This is a genomic window from Pseudomonas sp. Lb2C2, from assembly GCF_052112205.1.
Classification (GTDB): domain Bacteria; phylum Pseudomonadota; class Gammaproteobacteria; order Pseudomonadales; family Pseudomonadaceae; genus Aquipseudomonas; species Aquipseudomonas kilonensis.
In genome coordinates this window covers 807,466-832,021 of the sequence record NZ_JAUTYW010000001.1, presented here as the reverse complement: position 1 = coordinate 832,021, position 24,556 = coordinate 807,466, and the positions used below count along the sequence as shown (strand labels likewise).

At 58.8% G+C, this 24,556-nt stretch carries 19 protein-coding genes and 2 pseudogenes; 10 read left to right on the top strand and 11 right to left on the bottom strand.

Annotated elements, in window-relative coordinates; translation table 11 throughout:
• Window positions 1-234: 234 nt before the first annotated feature.
• On the top strand, window positions 235-1,170 hold the full coding sequence (locus tag Q7F16_RS03515; RefSeq protein WP_046064284.1) for a helix-turn-helix domain-containing protein: 936 nt from the start codon (window positions 235-237) through the stop codon (window positions 1,168-1,170).
• A gap of 233 nt (window positions 1,171-1,403) precedes the next feature.
• On the opposite strand, the gene Q7F16_RS03510 is transcribed toward Q7F16_RS03515, so the two are convergent.
• Together Q7F16_RS03510 and Q7F16_RS03505 are read right to left on the bottom strand one after the other, a co-directional pair.
• Complete coding sequence (locus Q7F16_RS03510; protein ID WP_200899360.1) at window positions 1,404-2,114, bottom strand: hypothetical protein; 711 nt, start codon at window positions 2,112-2,114, stop codon at window positions 1,404-1,406.
• Between the two features lie 148 nt (window positions 2,115-2,262).
• Window positions 2,263-3,447 (bottom strand): aldo/keto reductase, encoded by a 1,185-nt coding sequence (locus Q7F16_RS03505; protein WP_409556974.1) that lies wholly within the window; start codon window positions 3,445-3,447, stop codon window positions 2,263-2,265.
• Between the two features lie 187 nt (window positions 3,448-3,634).
• On the opposite strand from Q7F16_RS03505, the gene Q7F16_RS03500 reads away from it, so the two are divergent.
• Entirely contained in the window at window positions 3,635-4,615 is a 981-nt protein-coding gene (locus tag Q7F16_RS03500) for an AraC family transcriptional regulator (protein WP_172436032.1), read from the top strand.
• A 133-nt stretch (window positions 4,616-4,748) separates the two neighbouring features.
• Here the strand turns inward: Q7F16_RS03500 and Q7F16_RS03495 are convergent, their stop codons facing one another.
• From Q7F16_RS03495 to Q7F16_RS03480, 4 genes are all read right to left on the bottom strand, one after another.
• Entirely contained in the window at window positions 4,749-5,771 is a 1,023-nt protein-coding gene (locus Q7F16_RS03495; protein WP_409556973.1) for a transketolase family protein, read from the bottom strand.
• Window positions 5,768-6,616: a transketolase gene (locus Q7F16_RS03490; protein WP_046064288.1), complete on the bottom strand. Its 849-nt coding sequence runs from the start codon at window positions 6,614-6,616 to the stop codon at window positions 5,768-5,770. The genes Q7F16_RS03495 and Q7F16_RS03490 overlap by 4 nt, the downstream gene beginning before the upstream one ends.
• A gap of 16 nt (window positions 6,617-6,632) precedes the next feature.
• Window positions 6,633-7,934 carry an MFS transporter gene (locus tag Q7F16_RS03485; protein WP_046064289.1) on the bottom strand — a complete coding sequence of 434 codons (1,302 nt, stop codon included), beginning with the start codon at window positions 7,932-7,934 and terminating at the stop codon, window positions 6,633-6,635.
• Between the two features lie 95 nt (window positions 7,935-8,029).
• A complete protein-coding gene (locus tag Q7F16_RS03480) occupies window positions 8,030-8,779 on the bottom strand; it encodes an SDR family NAD(P)-dependent oxidoreductase (RefSeq protein WP_409556972.1) in 750 nt (249 codons plus the stop codon).
• 189 nt (window positions 8,780-8,968) lie between these two features.
• Between Q7F16_RS03480 and Q7F16_RS03475 the strand changes: the two genes are divergently transcribed.
• Window positions 8,969-9,886, top strand: coding sequence for a LysR substrate-binding domain-containing protein (locus Q7F16_RS03475; RefSeq protein ID WP_409556995.1), 918 nt, complete (start codon window positions 8,969-8,971; stop codon window positions 9,884-9,886).
• A 338-nt stretch (window positions 9,887-10,224) separates the two neighbouring features.
• On the top strand, window positions 10,225-11,268 hold the full coding sequence (locus Q7F16_RS03470; RefSeq protein WP_409556971.1) for an NAD-dependent epimerase/dehydratase family protein: 1,044 nt from the start codon (window positions 10,225-10,227) through the stop codon (window positions 11,266-11,268).
• Window positions 11,269-11,329: 61 nt separating this feature from the next.
• Here the strand turns inward: Q7F16_RS03470 and Q7F16_RS03465 are convergent.
• The 3 genes and pseudogenes from Q7F16_RS03465 to Q7F16_RS03455 form a co-directional block, all read right to left on the bottom strand.
• Window positions 11,330-11,590: pseudogene (locus Q7F16_RS03465) on the bottom strand (MerR family transcriptional regulator); the annotation flags it as partial.
• A 30-nt stretch (window positions 11,591-11,620) separates the two neighbouring features.
• A pseudogene (locus Q7F16_RS03460) lies at window positions 11,621-11,778 on the bottom strand (aldehyde dehydrogenase family protein); the annotation flags it as partial.
• Window positions 11,779-11,867: 89 nt separating this feature from the next.
• Window positions 11,868-12,782, bottom strand: coding sequence for a LysR family transcriptional regulator (locus Q7F16_RS03455; RefSeq protein ID WP_014338228.1), 915 nt, complete (start codon window positions 12,780-12,782; stop codon window positions 11,868-11,870).
• A 257-nt stretch (window positions 12,783-13,039) separates the two neighbouring features.
• On the opposite strand from Q7F16_RS03455, the gene Q7F16_RS03450 reads away from it, so the two are divergent.
• The 4 genes from Q7F16_RS03450 (at window position 13,040) to pgm (ending at window position 19,467) form a co-directional block, all read left to right on the top strand.
• Entirely contained in the window at window positions 13,040-14,065 is a 1,026-nt protein-coding gene (locus Q7F16_RS03450) for a zinc-dependent alcohol dehydrogenase family protein (RefSeq protein WP_046064292.1), read from the top strand.
• A 679-nt stretch (window positions 14,066-14,744) separates the two neighbouring features.
• Window positions 14,745-16,235, top strand: coding sequence for a hypothetical protein (locus tag Q7F16_RS03445; protein ID WP_409556970.1), 1,491 nt, complete (start codon window positions 14,745-14,747; stop codon window positions 16,233-16,235).
• Between the two features lie 96 nt (window positions 16,236-16,331).
• The gene (locus Q7F16_RS03440; protein ID WP_046064294.1) at window positions 16,332-17,729 is read left to right on the top strand and encodes an aminotransferase-like domain-containing protein; all 1,398 of its coding nucleotides are present in this window, start codon (window positions 16,332-16,334) and stop codon (window positions 17,727-17,729) included.
• Window positions 17,730-17,820: 91 nt separating this feature from the next.
• Window positions 17,821-19,467 carry a phosphoglucomutase (alpha-D-glucose-1,6-bisphosphate-dependent) gene (pgm, locus tag Q7F16_RS03435; protein ID WP_409556969.1) on the top strand — a complete coding sequence of 549 codons (1,647 nt, stop codon included), beginning with the start codon at window positions 17,821-17,823 and terminating at the stop codon, window positions 19,465-19,467.
• Between the two features lie 133 nt (window positions 19,468-19,600).
• On the opposite strand, the gene Q7F16_RS03430 is transcribed toward pgm, so the two are convergent.
• Window positions 19,601-20,296, bottom strand: coding sequence for a pirin family protein (locus Q7F16_RS03430; protein ID WP_409556968.1), 696 nt, complete (start codon window positions 20,294-20,296; stop codon window positions 19,601-19,603).
• 237 nt (window positions 20,297-20,533) lie between these two features.
• Here Q7F16_RS03430 and Q7F16_RS03425 point away from each other — a divergent pair, with 237 nt between their 5' ends.
• Window positions 20,534-23,005, top strand: coding sequence for a UvrD-helicase domain-containing protein (locus Q7F16_RS03425; RefSeq protein WP_409556994.1), 2,472 nt, complete (start codon window positions 20,534-20,536; stop codon window positions 23,003-23,005).
• Between the two features lie 76 nt (window positions 23,006-23,081).
• On the opposite strand, the gene Q7F16_RS03420 is transcribed toward Q7F16_RS03425, so the two are convergent.
• Window positions 23,082-23,519 carry an Lrp/AsnC family transcriptional regulator gene (locus tag Q7F16_RS03420; protein WP_003202176.1) on the bottom strand — a complete coding sequence of 146 codons (438 nt, stop codon included), beginning with the start codon at window positions 23,517-23,519 and terminating at the stop codon, window positions 23,082-23,084.
• A 133-nt stretch (window positions 23,520-23,652) separates the two neighbouring features.
• Between Q7F16_RS03420 and Q7F16_RS03415 the strand changes: the two genes are divergently transcribed.
• A complete protein-coding gene (locus tag Q7F16_RS03415; protein WP_014338235.1) occupies window positions 23,653-24,546 on the top strand; it encodes a DMT family transporter in 894 nt (297 codons plus the stop codon).
• Window positions 24,547-24,556: the final 10 nt, after the last annotated feature.

The window sequence follows — 24,556 nt, the reverse complement described above, 5'->3', positions numbered from 1 at the left end:
ACCGTTTGGTTGTAAAAGACATGCTGGAACTGCCGGCCCGCCGATGATCGGCGTTGGTGCACGGCTGCCTATAAATGGGCATGTCGAGGGCGCCAATTGCCACCCCGGCTCGCGAATAACCAGGCTGGGAGCCTGGGTCCGACGAGAATGCGCTTGGCCTATTAATTGCTGACAGTGACAGGCCAGTTACATCTTCTCGCGCTGTTACTACATCGCTGTACCGAGGTCAGTGTCATGAACCCAAGCACTCAGTATTCGACCCTTGCCGTTCCTGCACCACGTCGCTTTGATTACTGGAAAGAAGTGGTCTGTCGCCATTGCCTGGCGGCCGATAGCAAACCCTTGTCCCAGAGCAGTTTCGACGGCGCGCTCGCGGTTAATACCGTCGGCGATCTGGACCTCTGTTCGCTGTCCTCGCCACTGCATTATTGGGAGCGTTCCGAGCGGCACCTGCGCAGCGGTCCGGCCGAAGATTTGTGGTTGGGTTTCGCCCGAAATGGCCATGGACAAATTGAACAAGGCACAAGAAAAGCCAACCTGGCCGCGGGCAATTTGTTTCTTTATGACGCAACTCAGGCGTTTCGATTCAGCTTCGGTGGTACCGAAAACCACTTGGTGCGTATTCCGCGAGCCTTGCTCACCGAGCGGCTACCGCGTGTAGCGGAATACACCGCGATGGTCCTCGATGACCGGCGCCCTGGCGTCATTCCCTTGCGTGAAATGCTGCGTCAGGCCGCGTGCACGCCGGCGTCATTGCAGGATGAGCACATCGCCAAGCGTTACTCAGCGGCATTGCTCGACCTGCTGGTGATCAGCCTGGAGCTCCAGGACCTGAATACAACCCATCAGGAACTGGACCTGTACGGCCGCATCATGAAGTACATCCAACGGCATTTGACCGAGCCGGACCTGTCGATTGAGGTCATCGCCCAGGCGCACAATGTATCCACTCGAACCGTTACGCGGGCGTTCGCCCGCTACCAGAAGACCCCCGTTGCGGAGATTTGGAAAGAGCGCCTGAATGCCAGCCGTGAAGCGATTGAGCGCGGCCAGGTGCGCAGTGTGTCCCAGGCGGCGCTGGACTTCGGCTTTTCTGACTTTTCCCATTTCAGCCATGCGTTTCGAAAGGCGTTTGGTGTGGCACCGAATACGCTTTTGCGCCGGAATTGACTTGCGGCGACTGTTATTGCTCGACAGCAGCGGAAGTACCTGATTGAGGCCGCAGATGCGCAGTTCACTGCGGCCCAGGTGCGCTTTTGCGGTGGGGATGAATTTTTCGTATGCATCTTCTAAATTGCGCCGCGAGTCGTACGCCAGCAGCGTCATGGATACTCCGTGCAGGTGGCTGGACTCGCCTCAATTGCCCAGGCAGTTACAAGCAATATCCAAGATGACCTTTATTTTTAAGTCGGAGGACTGAACGAAGGACGTTTTCTTACTTTCGCTGCAGAGTTTAACCAGAGCAGAATGGCTGCGAGAGAGGCGGTTATTATCAGCGTAAGCCACATGATGACCAAGAGGGTGAAGGTGACACTATTGTTTAACTCGCGAAGAATGCCGAAGGCAAAAGCTGTGTACCAAGACACACCCGAAACTGCACCTGATGCGAGAAACAAGGTAGCTCTCCTGAGGGAGACTCCAAAGAGCAGGGGGCGACTCAAGTCGCGCAGTGCTTCTGGCAATACAAACGCGTGAATGATTATTCCATTGATGGTCAGTACGGCCACCACAATGACCTTCGCCCAGAGTTTAGGATTTTCAAACTTTTCCGGCGACTCCATCGCATAAAGAGCAAGGAAGCCAAGGCCTGAAAGCCACAGGAGGCATAGTCCAAGAGTGACCGCGTCGCTGATGAAGTGAAAGGTACGTCCGATTTCAACGGGGAGGCTACCCCTACGCATCCAACGCAAAATCCAGAGGTCCAGCATCGTCGCCCCGCCGAGACCGAAACACATACCGAGCAGGTGTAAACCTACAAGGAGTGTCAGAACCTTCAACTGTGGGAGTGGATCAGGCAACGGAACGCTAAGCGCAAGTGTGTCCGCGAGTATGTGACCACTGCTGGAGAGTGCAAGTAGGCCGCCGAAAATCATGAGAGACGTTCGTGTTTTCATTTATTACGACCTTAGGCTCGCGTTCTTATTTGAACGCGTGCACAGTTTATTTGCTGGAGAATAAAGTCCTTGAATTCTCAATGTTATGGATATAAGTGGTGGTCGTGAAAGGAAGTTAAAGCTTGCTCCGGTAAAACGCCAATAAAGCTCAGGAAGGAACCGGTGCTTGAGCATCAATCAAACTCTGGCTCTTCAGCTCCTCCCAAAAGGCTGCCGGAATACCGACCTTCATCGCCTGTACATTGGAAACTACCTGCCCCGGCGAACGCGCCCCCGGAATGATCGCGGACACTTGTGGATGTGCCGCTGCAAACTGCAAGGCGGCAGTATGAATGTCGATGCCATGTCGGCTGGCAACCGCCATGATTCGCGCGCGCTTTTCTACCGCACCGGCAGGTAGATCCTGGCTGAAGTTATATCGGTTGCGACCGCCCAGAAATCCATCATTCAAAGGGGTTCCAACGACGATGCTGGTGCCTTTTCGTTTCAACGCCGGAAAGGTGCTGCGCAACGCATCGCCGTGGTCTAGGAGGGAATACTGGCAGGCGAGCAACACGATGTCGGGCGTCGGGTCATTACTGGCCAGTGCCTGAACCACGGCGTTCGGCGTATTGACGCCGAAGCCCCATGCCTTGATGAGCCCTTCATCACGCATCTTCTCAAGCTCAACCATCGCCCCTGTGCGCGCAATTCGATACGCCGCTTCCCATCCGCCTTCCAGCTCAGTGTTATCGGGCGAGATGTCGTGGATAAAAACGATATCGATACGTGGTAGCCCCAGACGCTGCAGACTGTCTTCCACGGAACGTCGCGTGCCTGCTGCGGTGTAGTCATATCGGTAGTTGAAGGGGGCTGGCGACTTCCAGATGGCATGGTCCGCGCGCAGGCCACCCGCAGCCGTCAATACGCGACCGACCTTGGTGGAGATCACATAGTCGTCTGGATCTTTGTCATGAAGGAAGCGGCCCAGACGATATTCACTCAAGCCAAACCCATAGAACGGCGACGTGTCGTAAAGCCTTACACCCGCATCCCAAGCAGCCTGCAGAACCAAGTCCGCCTGTTCGTCGCTGATCGGCGCAAAAATATTGCCGATCTGCGTCCCACCCATACCAAATCGTTGAGGTGTCATGTATCTCATTGTGTGGGAGGGCAGATTGAGGGGCAGGTCTGCGCGCACGAGCCGCCCTTGCGTAGGCATCACGCTTCCGCGCTCTGTCAGCGAAGAGGGCGCTGGGGCTGTAGCCGCCGAACTTGCGACACTCAATGCTGGCAGCAAAGCGGCTGCAACAGCACCCGTCGCCGAATAGGTAAGAAAATCTCGTCTGTCCATCCAACTTTCCTTTCGCGACTGAGGTTTACGGGTTCATCGAAGCCGGTATTCGTACTAGAAGTTAGAACAACGAGGGTTGGCCGGGTGACCCTAATGCGCCATATCTTTTGCACAATCCTGCGGATGCACTTGTGCTGGTCACACACTCTCAGCAGACTCGAACATTCCGTAAATAGGGGGGCATGTAATGACGAGCGGTTCCTTCTCGCAATTCCGTTCCAGCCATGTGCATTCCCTGAGCGTGCACGAACCCGCTCAGCCCAACGAACGCCTCCAGGCACTCAGACGGCTTATCGAAAAAGTCACTTTGCAGATTGGCTTGGCCGAGGCTTGCACGACGTCGATTCCAGGTTTGGCCTTTTATCGAGTGGCCGAACTGGGTACGCCCAAGTACTGCATTTATGAGCCTTGCGTGGCCATCATTCTGCAGGGCGCGAAGGAGATCGCGTTCGGCGAGCAAGCCTGTGAGTTCGGGCAAGGGGCGTTTTTTGTCACTTCGGTCGATATACCCACACTGGCTCGCGTTAACGCGGCTAGTGAGCAAACCCCTTATTTATCAGTTGTGTTGAAGCTCGATTTTGCCATGCTCAACGAGGTGATCCTGACCCTGGAATCGCCAAAGCAGGAAATGGCTACTGAGGCGCGGGGCTTCGTATCCGGTGTGGCGACGAGTGAGATGCTCGATGCGTTCGCTCGACTCGCCACGCTGATCGAACGGCCGCTTGAAGCAGGCTTGATGTCGGGCCTTATCAAGCGGGAGATATACGGTAGGCTGCTGCTCAGTGAAGCGGGGCATTTGTTGCGCAGCGTCACTCGCGATGGTTACCGAGACAAGGGCATCGTGAGAGCCATTGAGTGGCTGAAATATCACTACGACAAGCCGCTGCACGTGGCCGAGCTCGCCGAACGATCAGGAATGGCCAGCTCTACCTTGCATCACCGGTTTCGCAAGCTGACAGGCACCAGCCCCATTCAGTATCAAAAGTCGTTGCGGCTGCAAGCCGCGCGCAGCCTGATGTTGACCGATAGGCTAGACGTGAACACCGCCGCGTTGCGCGTCGGCTATGAAAGCGTCGCCCAGTTCAGCCGCGAATATGCCCGACGTTTCGGAGCCCCACCCTCCAGAGATATCAAGCACGCACGGGAAAATGGTGGGCGGCTCGACTAACCGCGCCAGGCGTGATTCGAGTATATGTACTTGAAGTCCGCGGCCAAGCGCGTCGGTTCGGCGGAGCCAGATAATGATGTGACTAACACCTCCTTGCCAAGGGGCTGATTCAGCCCCCAGCAAGTTCTAAACCCTATAACCAACCCTTGATCTGCGCGCACACAGCCTGGGTGGAAATACCGTAGCGATCATGCAACGTCGGCAGCGCGCCAGCATCGAGAAACGCGTCCGGCAGCGCTATTTGCCTGAACGTCGGCGTGACCCCATTGCGCAACAGCACGGTTGCCACCGCTTCGCCCAATCCACCAATGATGGAGTGGTTTTCGGCAGTCACTACCAGTCGTCCCGGCTTTCTGGCCTCAGCCAGAATAGCCTGCTCATCCAAGGGCTTGATGGTGGGAACGTGAAGCACCGCGACATCCACGCCATCAGCCTGAAGTTCCTTGGCGGCTTCCAACGCGCGCATTGTCATCAAACCGGTGGAAATGATTAAAACCTCATTGCCCGTACGCAGGGTCTTGGCTTTGCCGATCTCGAATTCATAGCCATATTCATCGAGCACCAGCGGTACGTTGCCGCGCAGTAACCGCATGTAGACTGGCCCTTGATGCGCGGCAATGGCGGGCACTGCCTGTTCGATTTCCAGGGCATCGCAGGGATCGACGATCATCAGGTTCGGCATGGCCCGGAAGATTGCCAAATCATCCGTTGCCTGGTGGCTGGGGCCGTACCCGGTGGTCAGTCCAGGCAGGCCGCAGACGATTTTGACGTTGAGGTTTTCCTCGGCAATCGCCATGCAGATGAAGTCATAGGCCCGGCGCGAAGCAAACACCGCATAAGTGGTCGCGAAGGGCACGAACCCCTCCCGAGCCATGCCCGCCGCCGCGCTCATCAACAACTGCTCGGCCATGCCCATCTGGTAGAAACGCTCCGGGTGCGCCTTGGCAAAAATGTGCAGATCGGTGTATTTGGACAAGTCAGCCGATAAGCCCACGATATCCTGGCGCTGGTCTGCGAGGGCGGCCAATGCGTGGCCAAAGGGCGCCGATTTGGTGGCCTGACCTTCAGCCGCAATCGAGGCAATCATCGCGGAGGTTGTCAGTTTTTTCTTCACTGCCGCGGGCACCTGAACGTTAGTGTTGTGTGTGTTGTTCATACGGTCTTGCCTTCTTCGAGGTTGTTCAGCGCCACATCCCATTCATGCTCGTCAACGCGGATGAAGTGAGTCTTTTCACGGGTTTCCAGGAACGGCACGCCTTTGCCCATCTTGGTATCGCAGATGATGACGCGCGGTTGTGCGGCGGGATGGCTGCGGGCCGCGTCGAACGCTTTGACCAATGCGTCCAGGTCGTTGCCGTCTACGCGCTGGGTGAACCAGCCAAAGGCTTGCCATCGGTCAACGATGGGTTCAAATGCCAGCACCTCGCTGGAGTGTCCGTCGGCTTGCTGGTTATTCACGTCGACGATGGCGATCAGGTTGTCGAGTTTCCAGTGCGAAGCGGACATCACCGCTTCCCAGGTGGAGCCCTCATTCAGCTCGCCATCCGATAGCAGGTTGTAAACGAATGAGGCGGATTGCTTGCGCTTCAAACCCAGGCAGGCGCCCACCGCGATGCCCAGTCCCTGGCCCAGCGAGCCACCGGTGATTTCCATGCCGGGGGTGTACGTGGCCATGCCGGACATGGGCAGGCGGCTGTCATCCGAACCGTAGGTTTCAAGCTCATCGAGTGGAATGATTTCAGCCTCGATCAACGCCGCATACAGCGCGATCGCGTAGTGGCCGATGGAGAGATAAAAGCGATCACGCGGTTCCCATTCGGGGTTATCGGGCTTGTAGTTCAAGGCATGAAAGTACGACACGGCCAGCAAGTCTGCCGCCCCCAGCGCCTGACCAACATAGCCCTGGCCCTGGACTTGCCCCATGCGCAAGGCATGGCGGCGAATGTTATGGGCGCGCTGCACCAGTGTGGTGGACGATGCGCGAGATAATGTGACAGTCATGGAATTCTCCGTTAACTCAACGATTGACCGAAGCAGCAGGAATGCGCAGCACCAGACAGGCACCGATGCACAGCACACCGGTAATCAGGTACATGCCGATGGCGCTCGAACCGGTTGTGGTGGTGATCCAACCAATCAGGTAGGGCGAGCAGAACCCCGCGAGATTGGCAAAACTGTTGATTCCGGCGATCCCGGCAGCGGCGGAGACACCACCGAGCAAGGTTGTTGGCAGCATCCAGAACAGTGAAGACGCCGACAGCACGCCTGCTGCTGCAAGGCACAGGCACAACACCGACAGCATCAGGTTGGTGCCGAACACCGCCGCCAACGTGAGGCCCAGCGCGCCGGCAATCATTGGCCCGACCAGGTGCCAGCGGCGCTCCTGGTGCTTGTCGCCGCTACGCCCCATCAGCACCATCGCAACGATGGCGCACAGGTAGGGGAGACTGGTGAGCAAGCCGATGTGCATCGGATCGGCTACGCCTGCGTTACGGATAAGCGTCGGCAGCCAAAAGGTGATCGCGTACTGGCCCATGACCACGCAAAAGTAGATGCAGGCGAGAATCCACAGGCGACGGTCCCGCAGGAACGCCCCGACCGATGCATGAGTGACTTTGCGGCTGTTGTCCTCAGCCAGTTCTTTGCTGACCAGCGCTTTTTCTTCATCGGTGAGCCACGTCGCCTGGTGGACGCCATCTTTGAGATAAGCCAGCACCATCAGGCCAACGACGACGGTCGGAATGGCTTCGATCACGAACATCCACTGCCAGCCCGCCCAGCCTTGAAAACCTGCGAACTGGGTCATGATGTAGCCTGAGAGCGGCCCGCCGATCATTCCTGAGAGCGGGATGGCGATGAACCACAGCACGGTCATTTTTGCGCGGCGGTAGGAGGGGAACCAGTAAGTGAGGTAGAGCAGCAAGCCCGGCGCGAGACCGGCTTCGGCGATACCGAGCAGAAAGCGCAGTGTATAGAACTGCCAGGCCGTTTCTACGAAGGCGAAGAGGGCGGAGATGATGCCCCACGAAATCATGATGCGCGCGATCCAGCGACGGGCACCGACCTTGTGGAGGATGAGGTTGCTTGGCACTTCGCAGAGAAAATAACCAAGAAAGAACATGCCCGCGCCGAGCCCGTATACGGTCTCGCTCAGGGACAGGTCGTTCATCATCTGAAGCTTTGCAAACCCGACATTTACCCGGTCCAGGTAAGCGCACAGGTAGCACAGCATCAGGAAAGGCATCAATCGCCAGGCGGTTTTTCGATACGCGCTGGAGCGTACGGTGGACACAGCGTCGAGCGTCATGGTGGTCATCATGAGGGTCTGATCTCTTGTTTTTATAGAACGCCGGGCCTGAAGCCCGACGTATCGTCGATCCAGAACTGAATGGACAGCGGTGGTGACACCTGTTGTCAGTGGATCAACATGCCGCCGTTTACATCGAGCGTGATGCCGGTGAGGTAGGAGGACAAGTCGCTGGCGAGAAACAGTGCCGCATTGGCAACATCCTGCGCTGCGCCAAGCCGGCCCAACGGGATGCTTTCGATGATTGCGTGGCGACGCTCATCCTGCATCAGGCCGCCGGTGATGTCGGTGTGGATCAAACCTGGTGTGATGGAGTTGACGCGAATGTTGTCTGCGCCAAATTCGCGTGCCATGGCCTTGCCCAGTCCGAGCACACCGGCTTTCGCTGCACTGTAGTGCGGGCCGCCGAAAATGCCGCCGCCACGTTGGGCCGATACGGATGACATGCAGACGATGCTGCCCGAAGCCTGAGTGCGCATCACCGGAATGACCGCCTGCGACATCAACAGTGTGCCGCGCAGGCTTACATCCAGGACCTTGTCGTAATCGCCCGGGCGAATGTCCAGGGTCTTGATCGGCTGCGTGATGCCGGCATTGTTGATGAGTATGTCGATACGGCCGTAGTGCTCGATAACCTTGGCGACGGCTGCTTTGACCTGCGTCTCATCGGCGACGTTGGCAGCCAGGCCCAGATGGCCTTCGCCGAGGGTGGCCGCAGCGACACGGGCGGCGGACTCGTCGAGATCCAGGATAACAACGCGGGCGCCGTGTCTGGCGAAGGTAACAGCCGTTGCGCGGCCGATACCACGTTCGGATGCAGCGCCAGTAATAATCGCGACTTTGCCTTGAAGAAGCATGAGGGGTACCTCTGATTGTTTTTATGGTTCGATTCAGCGATCGATGGCTCAGAGTGGTCCCCGTGAACATGCCGAGCAATAACGCAAACGTCACTGCTACATGAATAAAATTCAGCACTCGTCAATGCAGACCGCAGATGCTTGAATGGCACTCCCGCGTTCGAGCCCAAAACAATAGGCTGGATAATGATGCGCCAGGACGATATCCCTTCATCCAAGCTGCCACCGCTGAGAGCCATTCAAGCCTTCGAGCAAACCGCGCGTTTTGGCAACCTGGCAAGAGCCGCCGAAGTGCTGGACCTCACGCCGTCGGCGATCAGCCACCAACTGGCCAAACTGGAGGTCATGATCGGTCGACAGTTGTTTGTGCGGGCAGCGCGTGGGGTGACGCTGACACCGGTGGGTGAGCAGTACTTGAAGGACATTTCCGGTTTGTTGCAGAGCCTTGAGGTCGCTACCGAGCGGGCGGCGAGTGACGTTAGCCTGGATTGCCTGCGGCTGCATTCCTCCCCCAGTTTTGGCTTGCTCTGGCTGATGCCCCGGCTGGAGTCATTTCGCTTGAGCAACCCGGACATCCAAATCAATTTGTCTTGTTCCTATGAATCGCTGCATTTCAGCCAGGACAAGATCGATGTCGATATTCGCCACGGCCGGCCGAATTGGCCCAGCTATGAAGTGCGCACCGTGCGTAACGAGAGCTTCGCTGTGCTGGCCTCGCCCACGCTGATCGCACGCTGCGCGGTAAAAAACGCAGCCGATCTTCTGGCTGAAGATCTGATTCTTTCCGAAGCGACCTTGCTCAGATGGCCTGAGTGGTTCGCTCAGCATGGTCTGGCGCGCCCCGAAAAACCCTACGCTTTGAGTTTTGACCGATCCTACATGAGCTTGGAAGCGGCGAGTCACGGTTTGGGATTCGCCCTGGAAAGCACGCTGCTGGCGCAAAAGTACCTCGCCAGCGGTTCGCTGGTTGAGGTCGCCCCCGAAGCCTTGAGTTCTCCAGTAGCTGCCCACCATCTAGTGTTCCCGAAGGCTCACTCCAGTTTTCCCAGAGTCAGGCGATTTTTGGGTTGGATGGAAGGGGAGTTGGGGCATGGCTTTGTGTTTTAACGTTATGGCTGTCCGAAGGGCGGCCGCTGTGATTTCAGCAATTGAATGCGATTGGTGAGGCGTGTGCGATGTCGCATTAAAGGCTCTCAGGATCGCCGAAGAACATTTTGACTTGGCTCTAGGACGATTGTTTCAGGTGGAAACAAAAGAGCTATGCCCCCACCGGCTGTGCTAGCAATCGTGAATGGCGATTTCTGATAACACCAATGTGGCTTTGGCTGGCTTTCAGTGGACTTCCTTCCACGCCGAGTCATCTGGGTACTTGACTCTGCCCCATGGGACACCTCGTATGCTTTTTTCCAGCGCCCACTCTGGCGCGCTGCCAACAAGGAGTTCCTGTGAAAAGTTTATGTCTGGTGACAGGTGCCAACGGCCATTTGGGCAACACCTTGCTGCGAGCGCTGCTCGATCAGGGCTATCGGGTCCGAGCCGGCGTTCGTGATATCCGTAACCACACACCCTTTGTCGGGCTGGACTGCGAGTTGGTGTATGCCGAGCTGCTAGACAGTGCGGCCTTGGACAAGGCGCTGGAGGGGGTGCAGGTGCTGTTTCAAGTGGCTGCCGTGTTCAAGCACTGGGCTCGCAACCCGGAGGCCGAGATTGTCGAGCCGAATATTCAAGGCACGCGACGTGTGCTGCAAGCCGCTTCACGGGCGGGTGTGCAGCGTGTGGTCTACGTCAGTTCGGTGGCCGCCGTCGGTCATGATGGTACGGCGCTGGATGAGGCCCACTGGAATACGGAAAGCGAAAACGCCTACTACAAATCGAAGATTCTCTCCGAGCAGGCGGCCTGGCAGTGCGCTGAGACGTTGGGGTTGAACATGGTGTCGGTATTACCTTCGGCCATGGTTGGCCCCAATGCCGGCAACCTAACCGATACCATGGGATTTCTTCAGTCGGTTCGCCAGCGGCAGATGCCCTTTGACCCGGGGTTTCGTTTCAACTTCGTGGATGTTCGCGATGTGGCCGAGGGGATGATACTCGCCGCCGAAAAGGGTCGGCCAGGGCAGCGTTATATCCTGGCCAATGAGCGTTCGTCGCCGCTCAGCGATTTGATCGAGGCTGCCAACACCCAAGCGCCTGGGTATCGCCAGCCTGTCTCAGCACCACGCTGGTTACTGATGGGCGTGGCGTGGCTCCAGGAACGCTGGGCGCAACGAGTTGGCAAACCCGCCCAGTTACTCTTGAGCCAGGTGCGCCTGTTTCACAACGTGGCGCAGGAATACGACATCACCAAGGCGAAAAACGAGTTGGGATTCAACCCTCGGCCGCCTGAAGTGGCCTTGAGGCAAGCGTTTGCTTATCTGTACAGGCAGGCGCATCAACCTTATGAAGACCTGCGACAGGGCGAGGCGCAAACATTGAGTTCATCTCGCTTTTAAGTTCAATCAAGTGAAGATCAAGCGCCTGCAGTTCTGCGATCCTGTCCCGGACCTGCTGGCGCTTGTCGTCGACTGCCTGGTTGGCCAATGCCAGCGGAAAGGATTTCAACTTGTTTTTTGCGGCAATCAGCGGGTTCATCTCGGCCAGCTTGAACCCGGCAGTCTGCGCTTTGCGGATCAGATGGACGATTTCCAAGTGATGAGCATTGTAGAGGCGATACCGCCCCTCACGCTCTGGCTCGCTGATCAGGCCCATTTGCTCGTACAGTCGAATGGCTTTTGGGGTGCAGCCGGTCAGTTCGGCGAGTCGTCCAATGAACATCTGTCAATTCCTTAAATGTCGAGGTTGGGCTCAGTAGCCAATCATCAACGACTTCAGCTCGAAGTAATCATCAACGAATGCGCTGCCGAACTGCCGGCCTATCCCCGAGGATTTTTGCCGCCAAAAGGCTCCACTGGGTCCAGGATCGTGCTGGCTTCGATGGCGGGCACCATGCGCAGGGTTTTGCCCCCAATGGAGCAATCCACCGGAAGTGAATGGAGCTCCATGGTTTGTGGAAAGGCAGAAATGATCAGCCGAACAGCCTGCCAGACGACGTCTAAAGACTCTCAGGATCCCCAAAAAACATCTGAATCCGCGACCGCAACCAGCGCTCCCCAGGGTCGTTATCCTGGGAGCCGCGCCAGGCCATATGCAGCTCGAAGCTGCGCACTGGTATGGGCGGGTCTTCGGCGCGTACGCCGCCGGCGGCGGTCAGCGCGTCGGCGGTGTAGTCGGGCACGGTGGCGATGATGTCGGTGCCCGACAGCAGCGTGCTCAGGCCGTTGAATTGCGGCACGGCCAGCACCACGTGGCGCTTGCGGTCGAGCTTCGCCAGCTCTTCATCGATGAAGCCGCTCAAGTCACCTGCGAAGGACACCAGGGCATGGGGACGAGCGCAGAATTCATCCAGGGTCAGTCGTCCCGGCGCGGTGTCGGCCCGCAATACTTTGGGCATGCTGCGCCGCAAGACCTTGCGCTTGGCGTTGGCCGGCAGGTCGTCGGTGTAGCTGACGCCGATGGAGATTTCACCGGACGCCAGCAAGCCGGGCATCAGAATGTAGTTGACCCGGCGCACCACCAGCACGATGCCGGGTGCTTCGGCCCGCAGGCGCTTGAGCAGCATCGGCAGCAGGGCGAATTCGGCGTCGTCCGACAGGCCAATGCGAAACACCGAGGTGCTGGTGGCTGGGTCGAATTCCGCCGCGCGGCTGACCGCCGTGGAAATCGAATCCAGGGCTGGGGAGAGCAGGGCGAAGATCTCGACCGCCCGGGCCGAAGGCTCCATGCTCCGGCCGGTGCGTACGAACAACGGGTCATCGAACAGGCTGCGCAGGCGCGACAGCGCGGCGCTGATGGCCGGTTGGCCTAGGAACAGTTTCTCGGCCGCGCGAGTCACACTGCGTTCATGCATCAATGTTTCGAACACGATCAACAGGTTCAGATCGACACGCCGCAGGTCATTACGATTCATCTGGGGTCCTGGCAGATTCGGCAAGCTTGACGTGAGCGGCCATATGGGAACAATGGCCGGCATGAATCTTACGGGGAAAGGCTGGTACTCTGCACCGGCTAATTGAGTTTTCTTAGGTTAAGTCCTACAGGAGTGGTTGGTTTTTCTTACTGCGGAATCAATGACAGGCATGTCGACTATTAATAGCCACTGATGGTCTTGGGTACAAAGCCCGGATAGAGTTCATGGCATTAGAGGTTACTTTGACGAGGTTTGCGATGTCCCGCACGATCCGTTTTCACAAGTTTGGTGGTGCCGAGGTGCTCAAATGCGAAGAGCATGCGGCGGCTCTTCCTGCGCCAGGAGAAGTGCAGGTCCGTGTCGAAGCGATCGGCATCAGTTGGTACGACACCTTGTGGCGCCAGAACCTGGCGTCGTCCCAGGCGCGCCTGCCTTCGGGCCTGGGCCATGAAATGGCCGGCGTGGTAACGGCCGTCGGCGACGGCGTCGATGACTTGGCCGTGGGCGACAAGGTCGCCAGCTTCCCGGCCGAGAGCCCGAACGATTATCCGGTGTACGGTGAAGTCATCGTGCTGCCACGCACCGCACTGACCCGTTATCCCGACGTGCTCAGCCCGATCGAAGCTGCCGTACATTACACGCCGCTGCTGATCGCGTATTTCGCCTATATCGACCTGGCACGGGTCAAACCGGGGCAATTCGCCCTGGTCACCGATGCCAGTCATTGCGCCGGTCCTTCCTTTGTACAACTGGGCAAGGCCCTGGGTGTACGGGTGATCGCGGCCACCAAGACGGCTGACGAGCGTGAGTACCTGTTGTCGCTGGGCGCCGAGAAGGTCATCGTCACCGAAGAGCAGGACTTGCTGATGCAAATCAACAAGCTCACCGACAACCGTGGCGTCGATGTGGTATTCGATGGCCTCGGCGGGCCGCAGATGTCGCTGCTGGGCGACGTGCTGGCACCGCGTGGCAGCCTGGTGCTGTATGGCTTGCAGGGCGGCAACCAGACGCCGTTTCCAGCCTGCGCGGCGTTCCAGAAGAACATTCAGTTCTTTGTGCACTGCATCGGCAATTTCACTGGCAAGCCGGAACTGGGCATTCTCCAGGACCAGGTGGCCTTGCAACGAGCATTGCGCGATATCAATCAACTGACCGCCGACCGGGTGCTGTTGCCACTCAAGACTCGGGTCTTCCCGTTCTCCGAGTTTGTCGAGGCTCACCGCTACATGGGCGAATGCCCTTGCCGTGAACGCGTTGCCCTTCAGGTCGTCGACCCGGCCTGAATCCTGTCTTGCGCAAGAGTCATCGCCCCGGCTCTTGCGCCGCCTTCGTCCTGCCCCCCCATCCTTTCTCACGGTACCTCCCGCCTGGCGGTGCTGCGTTCGTACCTCACCCTCTCGCGCCTTGAACGGCCTGTCCGGGTTCGCTCAAGACTGAAACGGTTTGTCGGCCAACATCTGAACTGGTTTTTGCCCTCAATCTGTATCTTCTAATCATTGTTTAAGTCTTGATAATTGAACGCTGATTTCCATATCAAGGAAGAAGTCGTGGTGCGGTATAACTTTTTCGAAGGTCTTCATCCTTCAAGATGCATTCAAGGGGCAATGAGCGTTAATGGGTGCAAGGCTATCTATCGACCCTGGGGAAAACAGGGCGGGGTAGCGGGCCAATTAAAGTTCGGCAAGTTCTTTATTTCTCGTACTCATTGTCTGTGGGACGTTGTCAGAATTCTCCTAGGACGTGCCGACAGGTCGGCTATACCCTTTGTTTTAAGGGGTTTCGTCGGAAATCTGAAGAGGCGCGAGCCGGCTCCCGGTATATGTATCAAATAATTACGACAAGCAATGCTTGAACGTATTGCTAATACTCTTTGAGTACTAGAACAACTCTCTTGACCAACACGTCGCGCAGTCACGTTGGTGCGGGTGCGACGCCGATAGTTGAATTTCCAGGTAAATGGCTATGAGTGCAATTCATGAGCAGGCAATGACTCACGTGTATCAACAGATACTGCAACGACTGTTGGGTTTTTATTCCAGGGCAGAACGTACCGCGTTGCAGCTTTTGATCCAGCGTTTAATTGTCGCCGCCGGAGGCATCGAGCGGATTGGTGATTATCGCGTGTTGACGGTCCAGAATGGGAGCAGGGAAAGTTTTTATGTGCTGACCGCCTTGCGGGCCGCGCAGCTGAGTATCGCGGGGCGGCATCCGGTGACCTTCACCTTGCGCGTCGCCACGCCACGCCTGAGCGAAACCACCCAGGCGACGCTGGAAAACATCCACCGCTGCTACAGCGCGCTGTTTGTCTACGATGATCCGCGGGTCGAATTGCTGATGGCGGATAATCGCGAGGTGTTGCCGTTCAATCATCGGCAGCCCTTGTCGGTGGCGGGGCACGAAGCCAATCGCATGGACCTGCTGGTCCTGGGCCACCTTCGTGCGGTCGACAGCCCCTTGGAAATGGGGGATGACGGCTACCTGGCGATGGCCGAGTTCTATCGGCACATGGCCCGCTGGGGGGCGGGCGTGGATTCGCTGGTCAGCAGCGATACGCCGCGCCAGCAAAAACAGTTCATATCGGGCCTTCGCCGCGCGACTCGCAAGATCGGCCTGCTGACCGAGCACGCCTGCGGTTTCGACAACCTCTTTACCCACCTCGATACCCTGGGCGGTGATGTCTACCGGCATTTCTACGGGCCGGATCGCCTCGGTGCCTGGAGGCCCGAAGGTCATTTCGAGGCCTGCCGGCGAGTGGGCCACGTCGGCATCGACGACCTGATCGTCGATCGTTCGGAGGGAACCAACTGGCCGCTCTTCAACGAGTTCCTGCGGGTGCAGACCGAGGGGCTTGTTCCCTCGGCGCCTGAAAACGAATACCTCAGCCCGCTGCTGTCTGCCCATTTGCACGGCCTGCAGGCCTGCTACCTGCACGGCCGCAGCTATGAAACCGGCTACGGGGACTACGCGCAGCGGGCGATCATGATCATGCATCGCAAGCAACTGTCGGAACACGCCTGCGAGCAGGCTCGGGCGCTGTTCGGCTCGCCGTCGTCGATTCCCGAGCGTCGTGCCTACGCCGCCCTTGAAGCGCAAAAGATCCTGGGGCTCAGTGAAACGCAACTGGTGTGCATGCTGTTCGCACCCTTCGTGGGGCAGGGCGCGGGCCTGGAGGATTTCCTGCGTTGCTGCCACCCCGGCATGCTGGTGGCGATGCCGGACCTGCACAAGGCCATGCAGGGCGCTACCGTCGCCGATCAGGTAGCGCAGTGGATGGTCGATGTCAGCGGCTTGCCCATCGATATCCTTGGCAAGCTGTACCGGGCGAGTGTCTCACTGCCCGAACAACCGGAAAGCTCCCCGGGCGCCGATCCGCAGCAGGCCAATGACGGCGTTGACGCTGCAGAAGGCGGATCGGCTGCCGATGGGTTGCACGAACGCTCGGCAAGGCATTGAGGAACGAGGTTTGACGGACTCATCTACCTCGTCCCCAGTCCTTGTACCCGGCGTTGCGACTGAGCCGACTGCGACCTGCTGTCCTGGCCTGAGCCGATGAAAGGTTGCCGGGAGACAGACTTCGCCTACCAGGCGGTTTATCGTTACCTGACCACGCTGATCAACGAACTGGAGGTTGATGTGCGGGTTCGCCTGCCGTCGCTGCGGCAACTGGCCGAGCGTCTGAACGTGTCGATATCGACCATCCAGTACGCGTATTCGCTGCTGGAAAAGGAAGGGCGGGTCTATTCGATCGCCAAGTCCGGGTACTACGCGCTGCCAGTGCCCAGCATGACCACCCTGGATGGCGGTGACGATTTGCTCGAGACCCTGTACGTCAATGCCCGACGGCCAGGTATGCAAGTACTTAGTGCGGACGAGCCGGCGTCGATGCAGCCACTGGACAGCCCGCTGTTGCTGCTTGAGCGCGAATTGCTGCGCCAGTACCCACGTTCCTCGCAGACACCTTCGCAACCTTGGGGCGAACTGGAGCTTCGCACCGCGCTCGCGGCCCGCTACACCTCTTCGCCGGCCCGCTGTTGGAATGCCGATGACGTCTACATTGGCGCCGACCTGCGGGGCGTCCTGGAGATCCTGATCGCGGTACTGGCACTCAGGGGCGCCGCGGTGCTGATCGAATCGCCCTGCGATTGGGCAGTGTTACGCCTGCTGCAGGCGGCGGAAGTCAACGTCATCGAGCTGCCATTGCTGGCCAGCGGGGAACTCAATGTCGAGCAGTTGGAACAACTGCTGGTGAACGAAACGGTACGCCTGGTGGTGCTGTCGTCGGTCTTGAATATGCCGAGGGGGACGCTCGTTCCTGAAGAGAACCGTCGCGCCATCGCGCATCTGCTGGAGCGGCACGGAACTTGGGTGCTGGAGAACGACAGCCATACGGACCTGGCGTTCGAGGCGAGGGTGACACCTTTTCGCGACTTGCTCGACCCGGACCGGCTGATCGTCTATTCGACGTTCGAGAAAACCATCGGGCCAGAGGCGCCGTATGGCTACGTGTTGTCGCGCCAGTTGACCCTGCACCTGCAACGACATTTTCTGTTGCGTGCGTTTCGCTTGTCGCCGATTCGCCAGAAAGCCATCGCCCGGCTGTACAGCAATGGTCGGATTGACCAGCACTTGCTGGTGTTGCGGCGCCTGTTGCGCGAGAGTGCGGTTTCAACCACCCACTTGCTGCGCGAACGGCTGGGAGACAGCCTGCAATGGGCAGAGCCCGAAGGTGGCGCGACGATCTGGATGCAATCGACGCGGCGGGTTGACTTGCGGCGGGTTTTCCATCGGCTGCTTGCCCAGCGAATCGTCATCGCGCCGGGGGAGTTGTTCAGCCTCCAGGGCCTGTATGCACAACATATGCGCTTGACCCATGCCCTGAATGGACCACAGGACATGGACGCAGCGCTCTGCGCGCTGGGCGATGCCTTGAGGCTTGAACAATCGTAATCGGCGGCGATGGATCGAACCCATCGCGCCATGGTCGAACTGTCAGTAAACTGCACCCCATTTCCCGAGCCACTCCACTCAGAGGTTTTGCATGACAGTCAGTCCATTTGCGGGCAAGCCGGCACCGGCAGAGTTGTTGATCGATATCCCGCGACTGGTGACGGCCTACTACACCGGCCGACCCGATGCCTCGGTTGCGACCCAGCGCGTGGCTTTTGGCACCTCCGGGCACCGTGGCAGTTCCTTTGACCTGGGCTTCAATGAGTGGCATGTGCTGGCAATCAGCCAAGCGATCTGCCTGTACCGCGAAGCCCAGGGCATCAACGGGCCACTGTTCGTCGGCATCGACACCCACGCGCTGTCGACCCCGGCGGGTGCCAGCGCGCTGGAAGTATTCGCGGCCAATGGCGTCACCGTAATGATCGCCGAGGGTGATGAATACACCCCGACACCGGCGATTTCCCACGCCATTCTCTGCTACAACCGTGGTCGCACCTCGGGCCTGGCGGACGGTATCGTCATCACGCCGTCCCACAACCCACCGCAAAGCGGCGGCTACAAGTACAACCCTACCAACGGCGGCCCGGCCGATACCCACATCACCAAATGGATCGAAGCCAAGGCCAACGAACTGCTGGCCAACCAGCTCGCCGGCGTCAAGCGCGTCAGCTACGAGCAAGCCTTGAAGGCCGACACCACCCACCGTCACGACTACGTCAACACCTACGTGGCGGACCTGGCCAATGTCATCGATTTCGATGCCATCCGCGCTGCCGGGCTGCATTTGGGCGTCGATCCGTTGGGTGGCGCGGGCGTGCGCTACTGGCCGGCCATTGCCGAGCATTACCGCCTGGACCTGGAAGTGGTGAACACCCATGTGGATTCCACCTTCCGCTTCATGACCGTCGACTGGGACGGGCAGATCCGCATGGACCCGTCCTCCAGCCATGCGATGCAAGGGTTGATTGGCCTGAAGGAGCGTTTCGATGTGGCCTTTGCCTGCGACCCGGACCATGACCGCCATGGCATCGTGACGCCGTCCGGTGGCCTGTTGGCGCCGAACAACTATCTGGCGGTCTCGATCGACTACCTGTTCCAGAATCGCCCGCAATGGCGCGCCGATGCCGCCGTGGGCAAGACGGTGGTCAGCAGCGGCCTGATCGATCGCGTGGCCAAGCGCCTGGGTCGCCGGCTCTATGAAGTGCCGGTGGGCTTCAAGTGGTTTGCCGACGGCCTGTTCGATGGTTCCCTGGGCTTTGGTGGTGAAGAAAGTGCCGGTGCTTCGTTCCTGCGCAAGGACGGCGGCGTCTGGAGTACCGACAAGGACGGCCTGATCCCGGCGTTGCTGGCAGCTGAAATGACGGCACGCACCGGTCGCGACCCGAGCCAGGCCTACCGCGCATTGACTGACGAGCTGGGCGAGCCGTTCTCGGTACGCGTCGATGCCAAGGCCAGCCCGCAGCAGAAGGCGCTGTTGAGCAAGTTATCGCCGGATCAGGTGACGTCTACCGAACTGGCCGGGGAGAAGATCCAGAGCATCCTCAGCCATGCGCCGGGCAATGACCAGGCCATTGGCGGGCTCAAGGTAATGACCGAAAACGGCTGGTTTGCGGCACGCCCATCCGGCACCGAGGATATCTACAAGATCTACGCCGAAAGCTTCGTTGGCGATGCGCACCTCAAGCAATTGGTGGCTGAGGCGCAAACGTTGGTGGATGGGGCTATCACCAGCAAGTGACTCCGTTGGCAAGCCTTGTCCCAACTATGTGGGAGCAAGGCTTGCCCGCGATCCAGGCGACGCGGTCTTTAAATCGAGGCCCGTTTCGCGAGCAAGCTTCGCTCCCACACAAATCCCCTCGCCACAAGACCAATCAGGCCAGGTCCACGAGCACGATTTCGCTATCTTCTATAGCTGTCACTCGTAAGATCTGTTCATCTTCAATCGCAACCCCATCTCGAGCTTGTACGCGCAACCCATTGATTTCTATCAGTCCTGTGGCCGGTACCAGATAAGCTCGACGTGCGATGTCCAGCCGATACTCCGCACTTTCACCCGCCTTGAGATTGGCCGCTACCAGTCGTGCGTCGGCGCGAATGCGCAGGCTTTGGTCATCGCCGGCCTTGCCACTGGCCAAGGTCACGAAGCCTTCGCGCGAGTCCTTGGGAAACGGTTTGGCGCCCCATGACGGTGCCAGGCCTTCTTCGTTGGGGATGATCCATATCTGGAAAATGCGAGTGGCCGTCGATTCCAGGTTGTATTCGCTATGGGCAATCCCGGTGCCCGCGCTCATGACCTGTACATCACCGGCCTCCGTGCGGCCCTTGTTACCCAGATTGTCCTGGTGGCTGATCGCGCCTTCGCGCACATAGGTGATGATTTCCATGTCCCGGTGCGGGTGTTGAGGAAAACCGCTGCCGGGGGCGATGACATCATCGTTCCAGACCCGCAAGTTGCCCCAATGCATGCGCCGTGGGTCGTAATACTCGGCGAACGAAAAATGATGGTGGGCATCCAACCAGCCGTGGTTGGCGGCGCCCAAGGTGGCGAAGGGCCTGAGTTCGAGCATGTTCGTGTCCTTTTCGCTAAGCAGCGAAAGCGATGGTTGATAGGGCTATTTTCGCCAAGGAACACATCGATAAAAAGCGTAAAAAACGCGTCAAAGCTATCGTTTATTTAGATATGAAACCGCGAGCCAACTTTCACTTCATCGCCTAAACCCATGACTTAAAAGCTTTTGGGTGGAACCCGGCGGCAAATACAGACACCATAGCCGTCATGGTTCATGAACACCGGAGTCATCAGCGTGGCGCAACACACTCCCGATCTTCCCCCCGAGCTTTTATCCCTGGCCCAGATGCCGCTGTTCAAGCGCCTGGCAGCCCGGTTCTTCGGCCATGGCCTGACACGCCTGCGAGCCCAACATCGCGCCTCTTGGTTGCATGGCCAGGCCGACGGTTTCCGCAGTGGTCATACCGCCGGTTTTGACTATGGCTACAAGGAAGGTCGGGCCGAAGGGCTTGAGGAGGGCCGTCAGGTCCTGCTGATCCGTGATTCGCGCAGCACGGAGCATCCGGCACCGCAGGTCGATGATCTGCTGTTCGATGACTGGCGCCTGCCGCTGACCGCTGAGCTGAAGAAACGCATCAAGGCAGATGTCGCCCGATTGCTGCCGGCCCATGCACAACCCAGTGCCGCGCAATGGAAAATGATTTTCAGCGACACGCCCTCGACCTCGGTGGTCGCCGGGGCCGGGGCGGGCAAGTCCACCACCCTGATGCTGCGCATTGTGCTGCTGTCCCATTACCTGGGTTTCGAACTGGACTCGATGACCGTGGTGACGTTTACCCGGGAGTCGCGCAAGGATTTCATCCAGAAAATGATCGAGGTGTTTGCCCTGTGGGGGCGAACCGTCAGCCTCAAGGAAGCTCGTGACCTGGTGCGGACATTCCATTCGCGCATCTTGCCCATGGTCCGCAGCCTGCCTGGGTTCGAGCGGCTCCAGGCCTTCGAGACCCTGAGCCATCGCGCCGAAGCGGGTGAGGATGATGCCCAGGGCAATCCCTTTGATTTGCGCATCAACGACGCCCAGCGCCAGCAACTCAACGCCTGTTATTACAGCCTTTACCAGCGTGACGCGCGTTTCCGTGAGCTGATCCTGCCGTTGTCCCGCCACGCGCTGCAACTCAAGGAGCTGGAACGTGATCACCCGGATGTGCAAAAGCGCGTCGCCGTGACCGAGCTGGCAGCCCAGCGCGACGAAGAATTGTGCGATGCCGTCGAAGACCTGTGGTTGCGCGCCGGTGCCTGGCCGATCAAGGGTATCGAGCCGAAACGACAAACGTTCGAAATCAATGGTTCGACGTTCCACTGTCATGGCTACGCGCCTTCCCTGGGTGCCTGGGTGATACTGGGGTTCGATCCACGGGAAGACGCCCGGCTCAGTCGTCCGGGCGCCAAGTTGAGTATCCGCGCGGAATGGGCGGTCAAGCGCACACTGTTTCAAGCTTTCTGTCGTAAGCCATTGATATGGTTTGAAAGTTATGAGGCGTCAAAACGTGTATTGGCGTCGATGGCCGGTGACGCCAGCGCCGGGCCAGGGTTCGACTATAAGGTCAAGGGCGAACTGGGTTCGGCGCCATTGCTGGACTGTTTTGTCGCGGCGGCAGGCTTTATCGAGAACCTTGGCCTGGACGTCCCGGATGCCGTGGGCCGGATGTCCTTTGCCCAGGATGACCCTGATCGGTACTTTTTCGAGGCGCTGAGCCGCTTCTGGCGGGCATTCGAAGACCATTTGCTTGATCAATCGCCGCCGGTCATGACCTACAACCGCATGTTTGCGCTGTTCAGCGAGCACTCACCGGAAAATTTCAAGTTGCTGGGGGATGCGTTGCTCAGGCCGCTTTCGCACCTGATGGTCGACGAATTCCAGGACGTGTCGCCGCAGATCGTCTCCTGGCTGCGCGCCAGTCTTCGGGAAATACGCAGCCGTGGGCCCGCGATGCACGTGGGGCGCGGCGCCCAGCGCTCTTCTTTGTTGTGTGTAGGGGACGATTGGCAATCGATCTATGGCTGGCGCGGCAGTTCACCGAGCTATTTCATGGCCTTCAACAAGCAATTCCCGTCGCCGACGACGACTCGGGTCATGCTCACTGACAACTACCGCAGCCACCAACACATCATCGATGCGGCCGAGCATATTGTTCGCGCCGCTGCGGCTATCCCAGGCAAGAAGGCCAAGGCCAGCGGTGTGCCTCGCTCGCTGAGCCCGGTCAATGTATTGGACCGAGACGACGAAGGGTTGGCGCGGCGACTGGATGAACACTACCGCAAGGGCGATTCGATCTTGATGTTGTATCGAAAAGGCAGCGATAAGTTATTGATAGAAAAGTATATTCAGCCAACAGTTAATGTGGATTCTAGCTTGCCGTACGAAGCGCGGCGGCTCAGGCAAATGACTTACCACAGTGCCAAGGGGCTCCAGGCCGATGCGGTGTTCCTTCTGGGCGACTGCCAGCACCTGAGCAGTTCACCCTACAAGAACCAGGTCTATCGAATGGCCGGGCTAGGCCAGGACGGTGACGCCGAAGCTTACGACTCGGCGCAAAAGGACGAAATCCTGCGCCTGGCGTATGTGGGTATCACACGTGCGGTGCAGCACTGTTACTGGTACGTCGATGGTCAGGACGGCCAGGCGGCCAACGGACCCAAAGCCTCGGATCGTATTGCCACGGATAAGCCCTTTTTTGCTGACCATCGCCGTATTCGTAAAGGATAAGGCTTGGTGTGTCTATCCGTTGCAACGGTAACCCTGTGGGAGCGAGCTTGCTCGCTCCCACAGGGGGAATACGTTCTTACGCCATCGGCGGCAACCGTCGCTTGACGGGCGTCTTCTTGACGATGGCCGTATTGGTCTCGGCGTGGACATTGAGCTTGTCCAGCAAGGTATCCAACTGTTCCATCGAGCGCACGTGCAAGCGGGCGATGAAGCAGTCGTCGCCGGTCACCTTGTCGCATTCGGTGAATTCAGCGATGGCCTGGATCTGCCGTTCCACCTCCTGCAATTGCCCCGGCAGCGGGCGGATACGCACGATGGCCTGGAGTTGATAGCCGAAACACTTGGGGTCCACTTCGACGGTATAGCCCCTGAGCACACCACGTTCTTCGAGCCGGCGAAGACGTTCGGCGACACTGGGGGAGGACAGGCCACTGAGGTTTGCCAGGGCCTTGAGGGAGCGTCGGGAGTCTTCCATCAGGGCACTGATGAGGATCTGGTCAATATCGTCAGTCATTTCAGCTCCATTAGGTGAATGCGCGAAGTTGCCTTGATAAAAAAGGTCGAATTGCAGTTTAGCCTTTTTCAAACCATGGAGAAGGCCCTGGTCGGCTCGGCATACTGTGCCCACTTGCTGAAGGAGCCTTAAGATGGACAAGACCTTACGCCGCGGTTCGCTGGAAATGACCGCCGCCATGCTGATCTCCGGAACCATTGGTTGGTTCGTGCTGGTTTCCGGCCTGCCGGTGCTGGATGTGGTGTTCTGGCGCTGCGTGTTCGGTGCCGCGACCTTGCTGCTGATCTGCGCCGGTTTCGGCTTTTTGCGCCCTGGCATCCTCACCCGTACCACCTTCCTGCTGGCGGTCCTCAGCGGTGTAGCGATCGTCGGTAACTGGGTACTGTTGTTTGCCTCTTATTCCCGCGCCTCGATTGCCATCGGCACGGCGGTGTACAACGTCCAGCCGTTCATGTTGGTGGGGCTGGCGGCGTTGTTCCTGGGGGAAAAAATCACCGCGCAGAAGCTGTTCTGGCTGGCGGTGTCGTTTCTCGGAATGCTGGCCATCGTCAGTGCCCATGGTGAGCAAGGGCAGGGTGGTGGCGACTATCTGTTGGGCATCGCCTTGGCGCTGGGCGCCGCGTTGCTGTACGCCATCGCGGCCTTGATCATCAAGCGCCTGACCGGCACGCCGCCTCATCTGATCGCGCTGATCCAGGTCAGCACCGGCGTGTTGCTGTTGGCACCCTGGGCGAACTTCTCGGCGTTGCCGCAACACGCCCAGGCCTGGGCCAGCCTGTTGACCCTGGGTGTGGTGCACACTGGCGTGATGTACGTGTTGCTGTACAGCGCTATACAACGGTTGCCGACCGCGTTGACCGGGGCGCTGTCGTTCATCTACCCGATCGCGGCGATTTTCGTCGACTGGTTCGCCTTCGGCCATCGCCTTGAGCCGCTGCAATGGCTGGGCGTGGCGGCGATCCTGCTGGCGGCTGCCGGCATGCAACAGGGCTGGGGCATCAAGTCGCGGCGCCCAGCCCTGTCGTAGCCCACGTTCG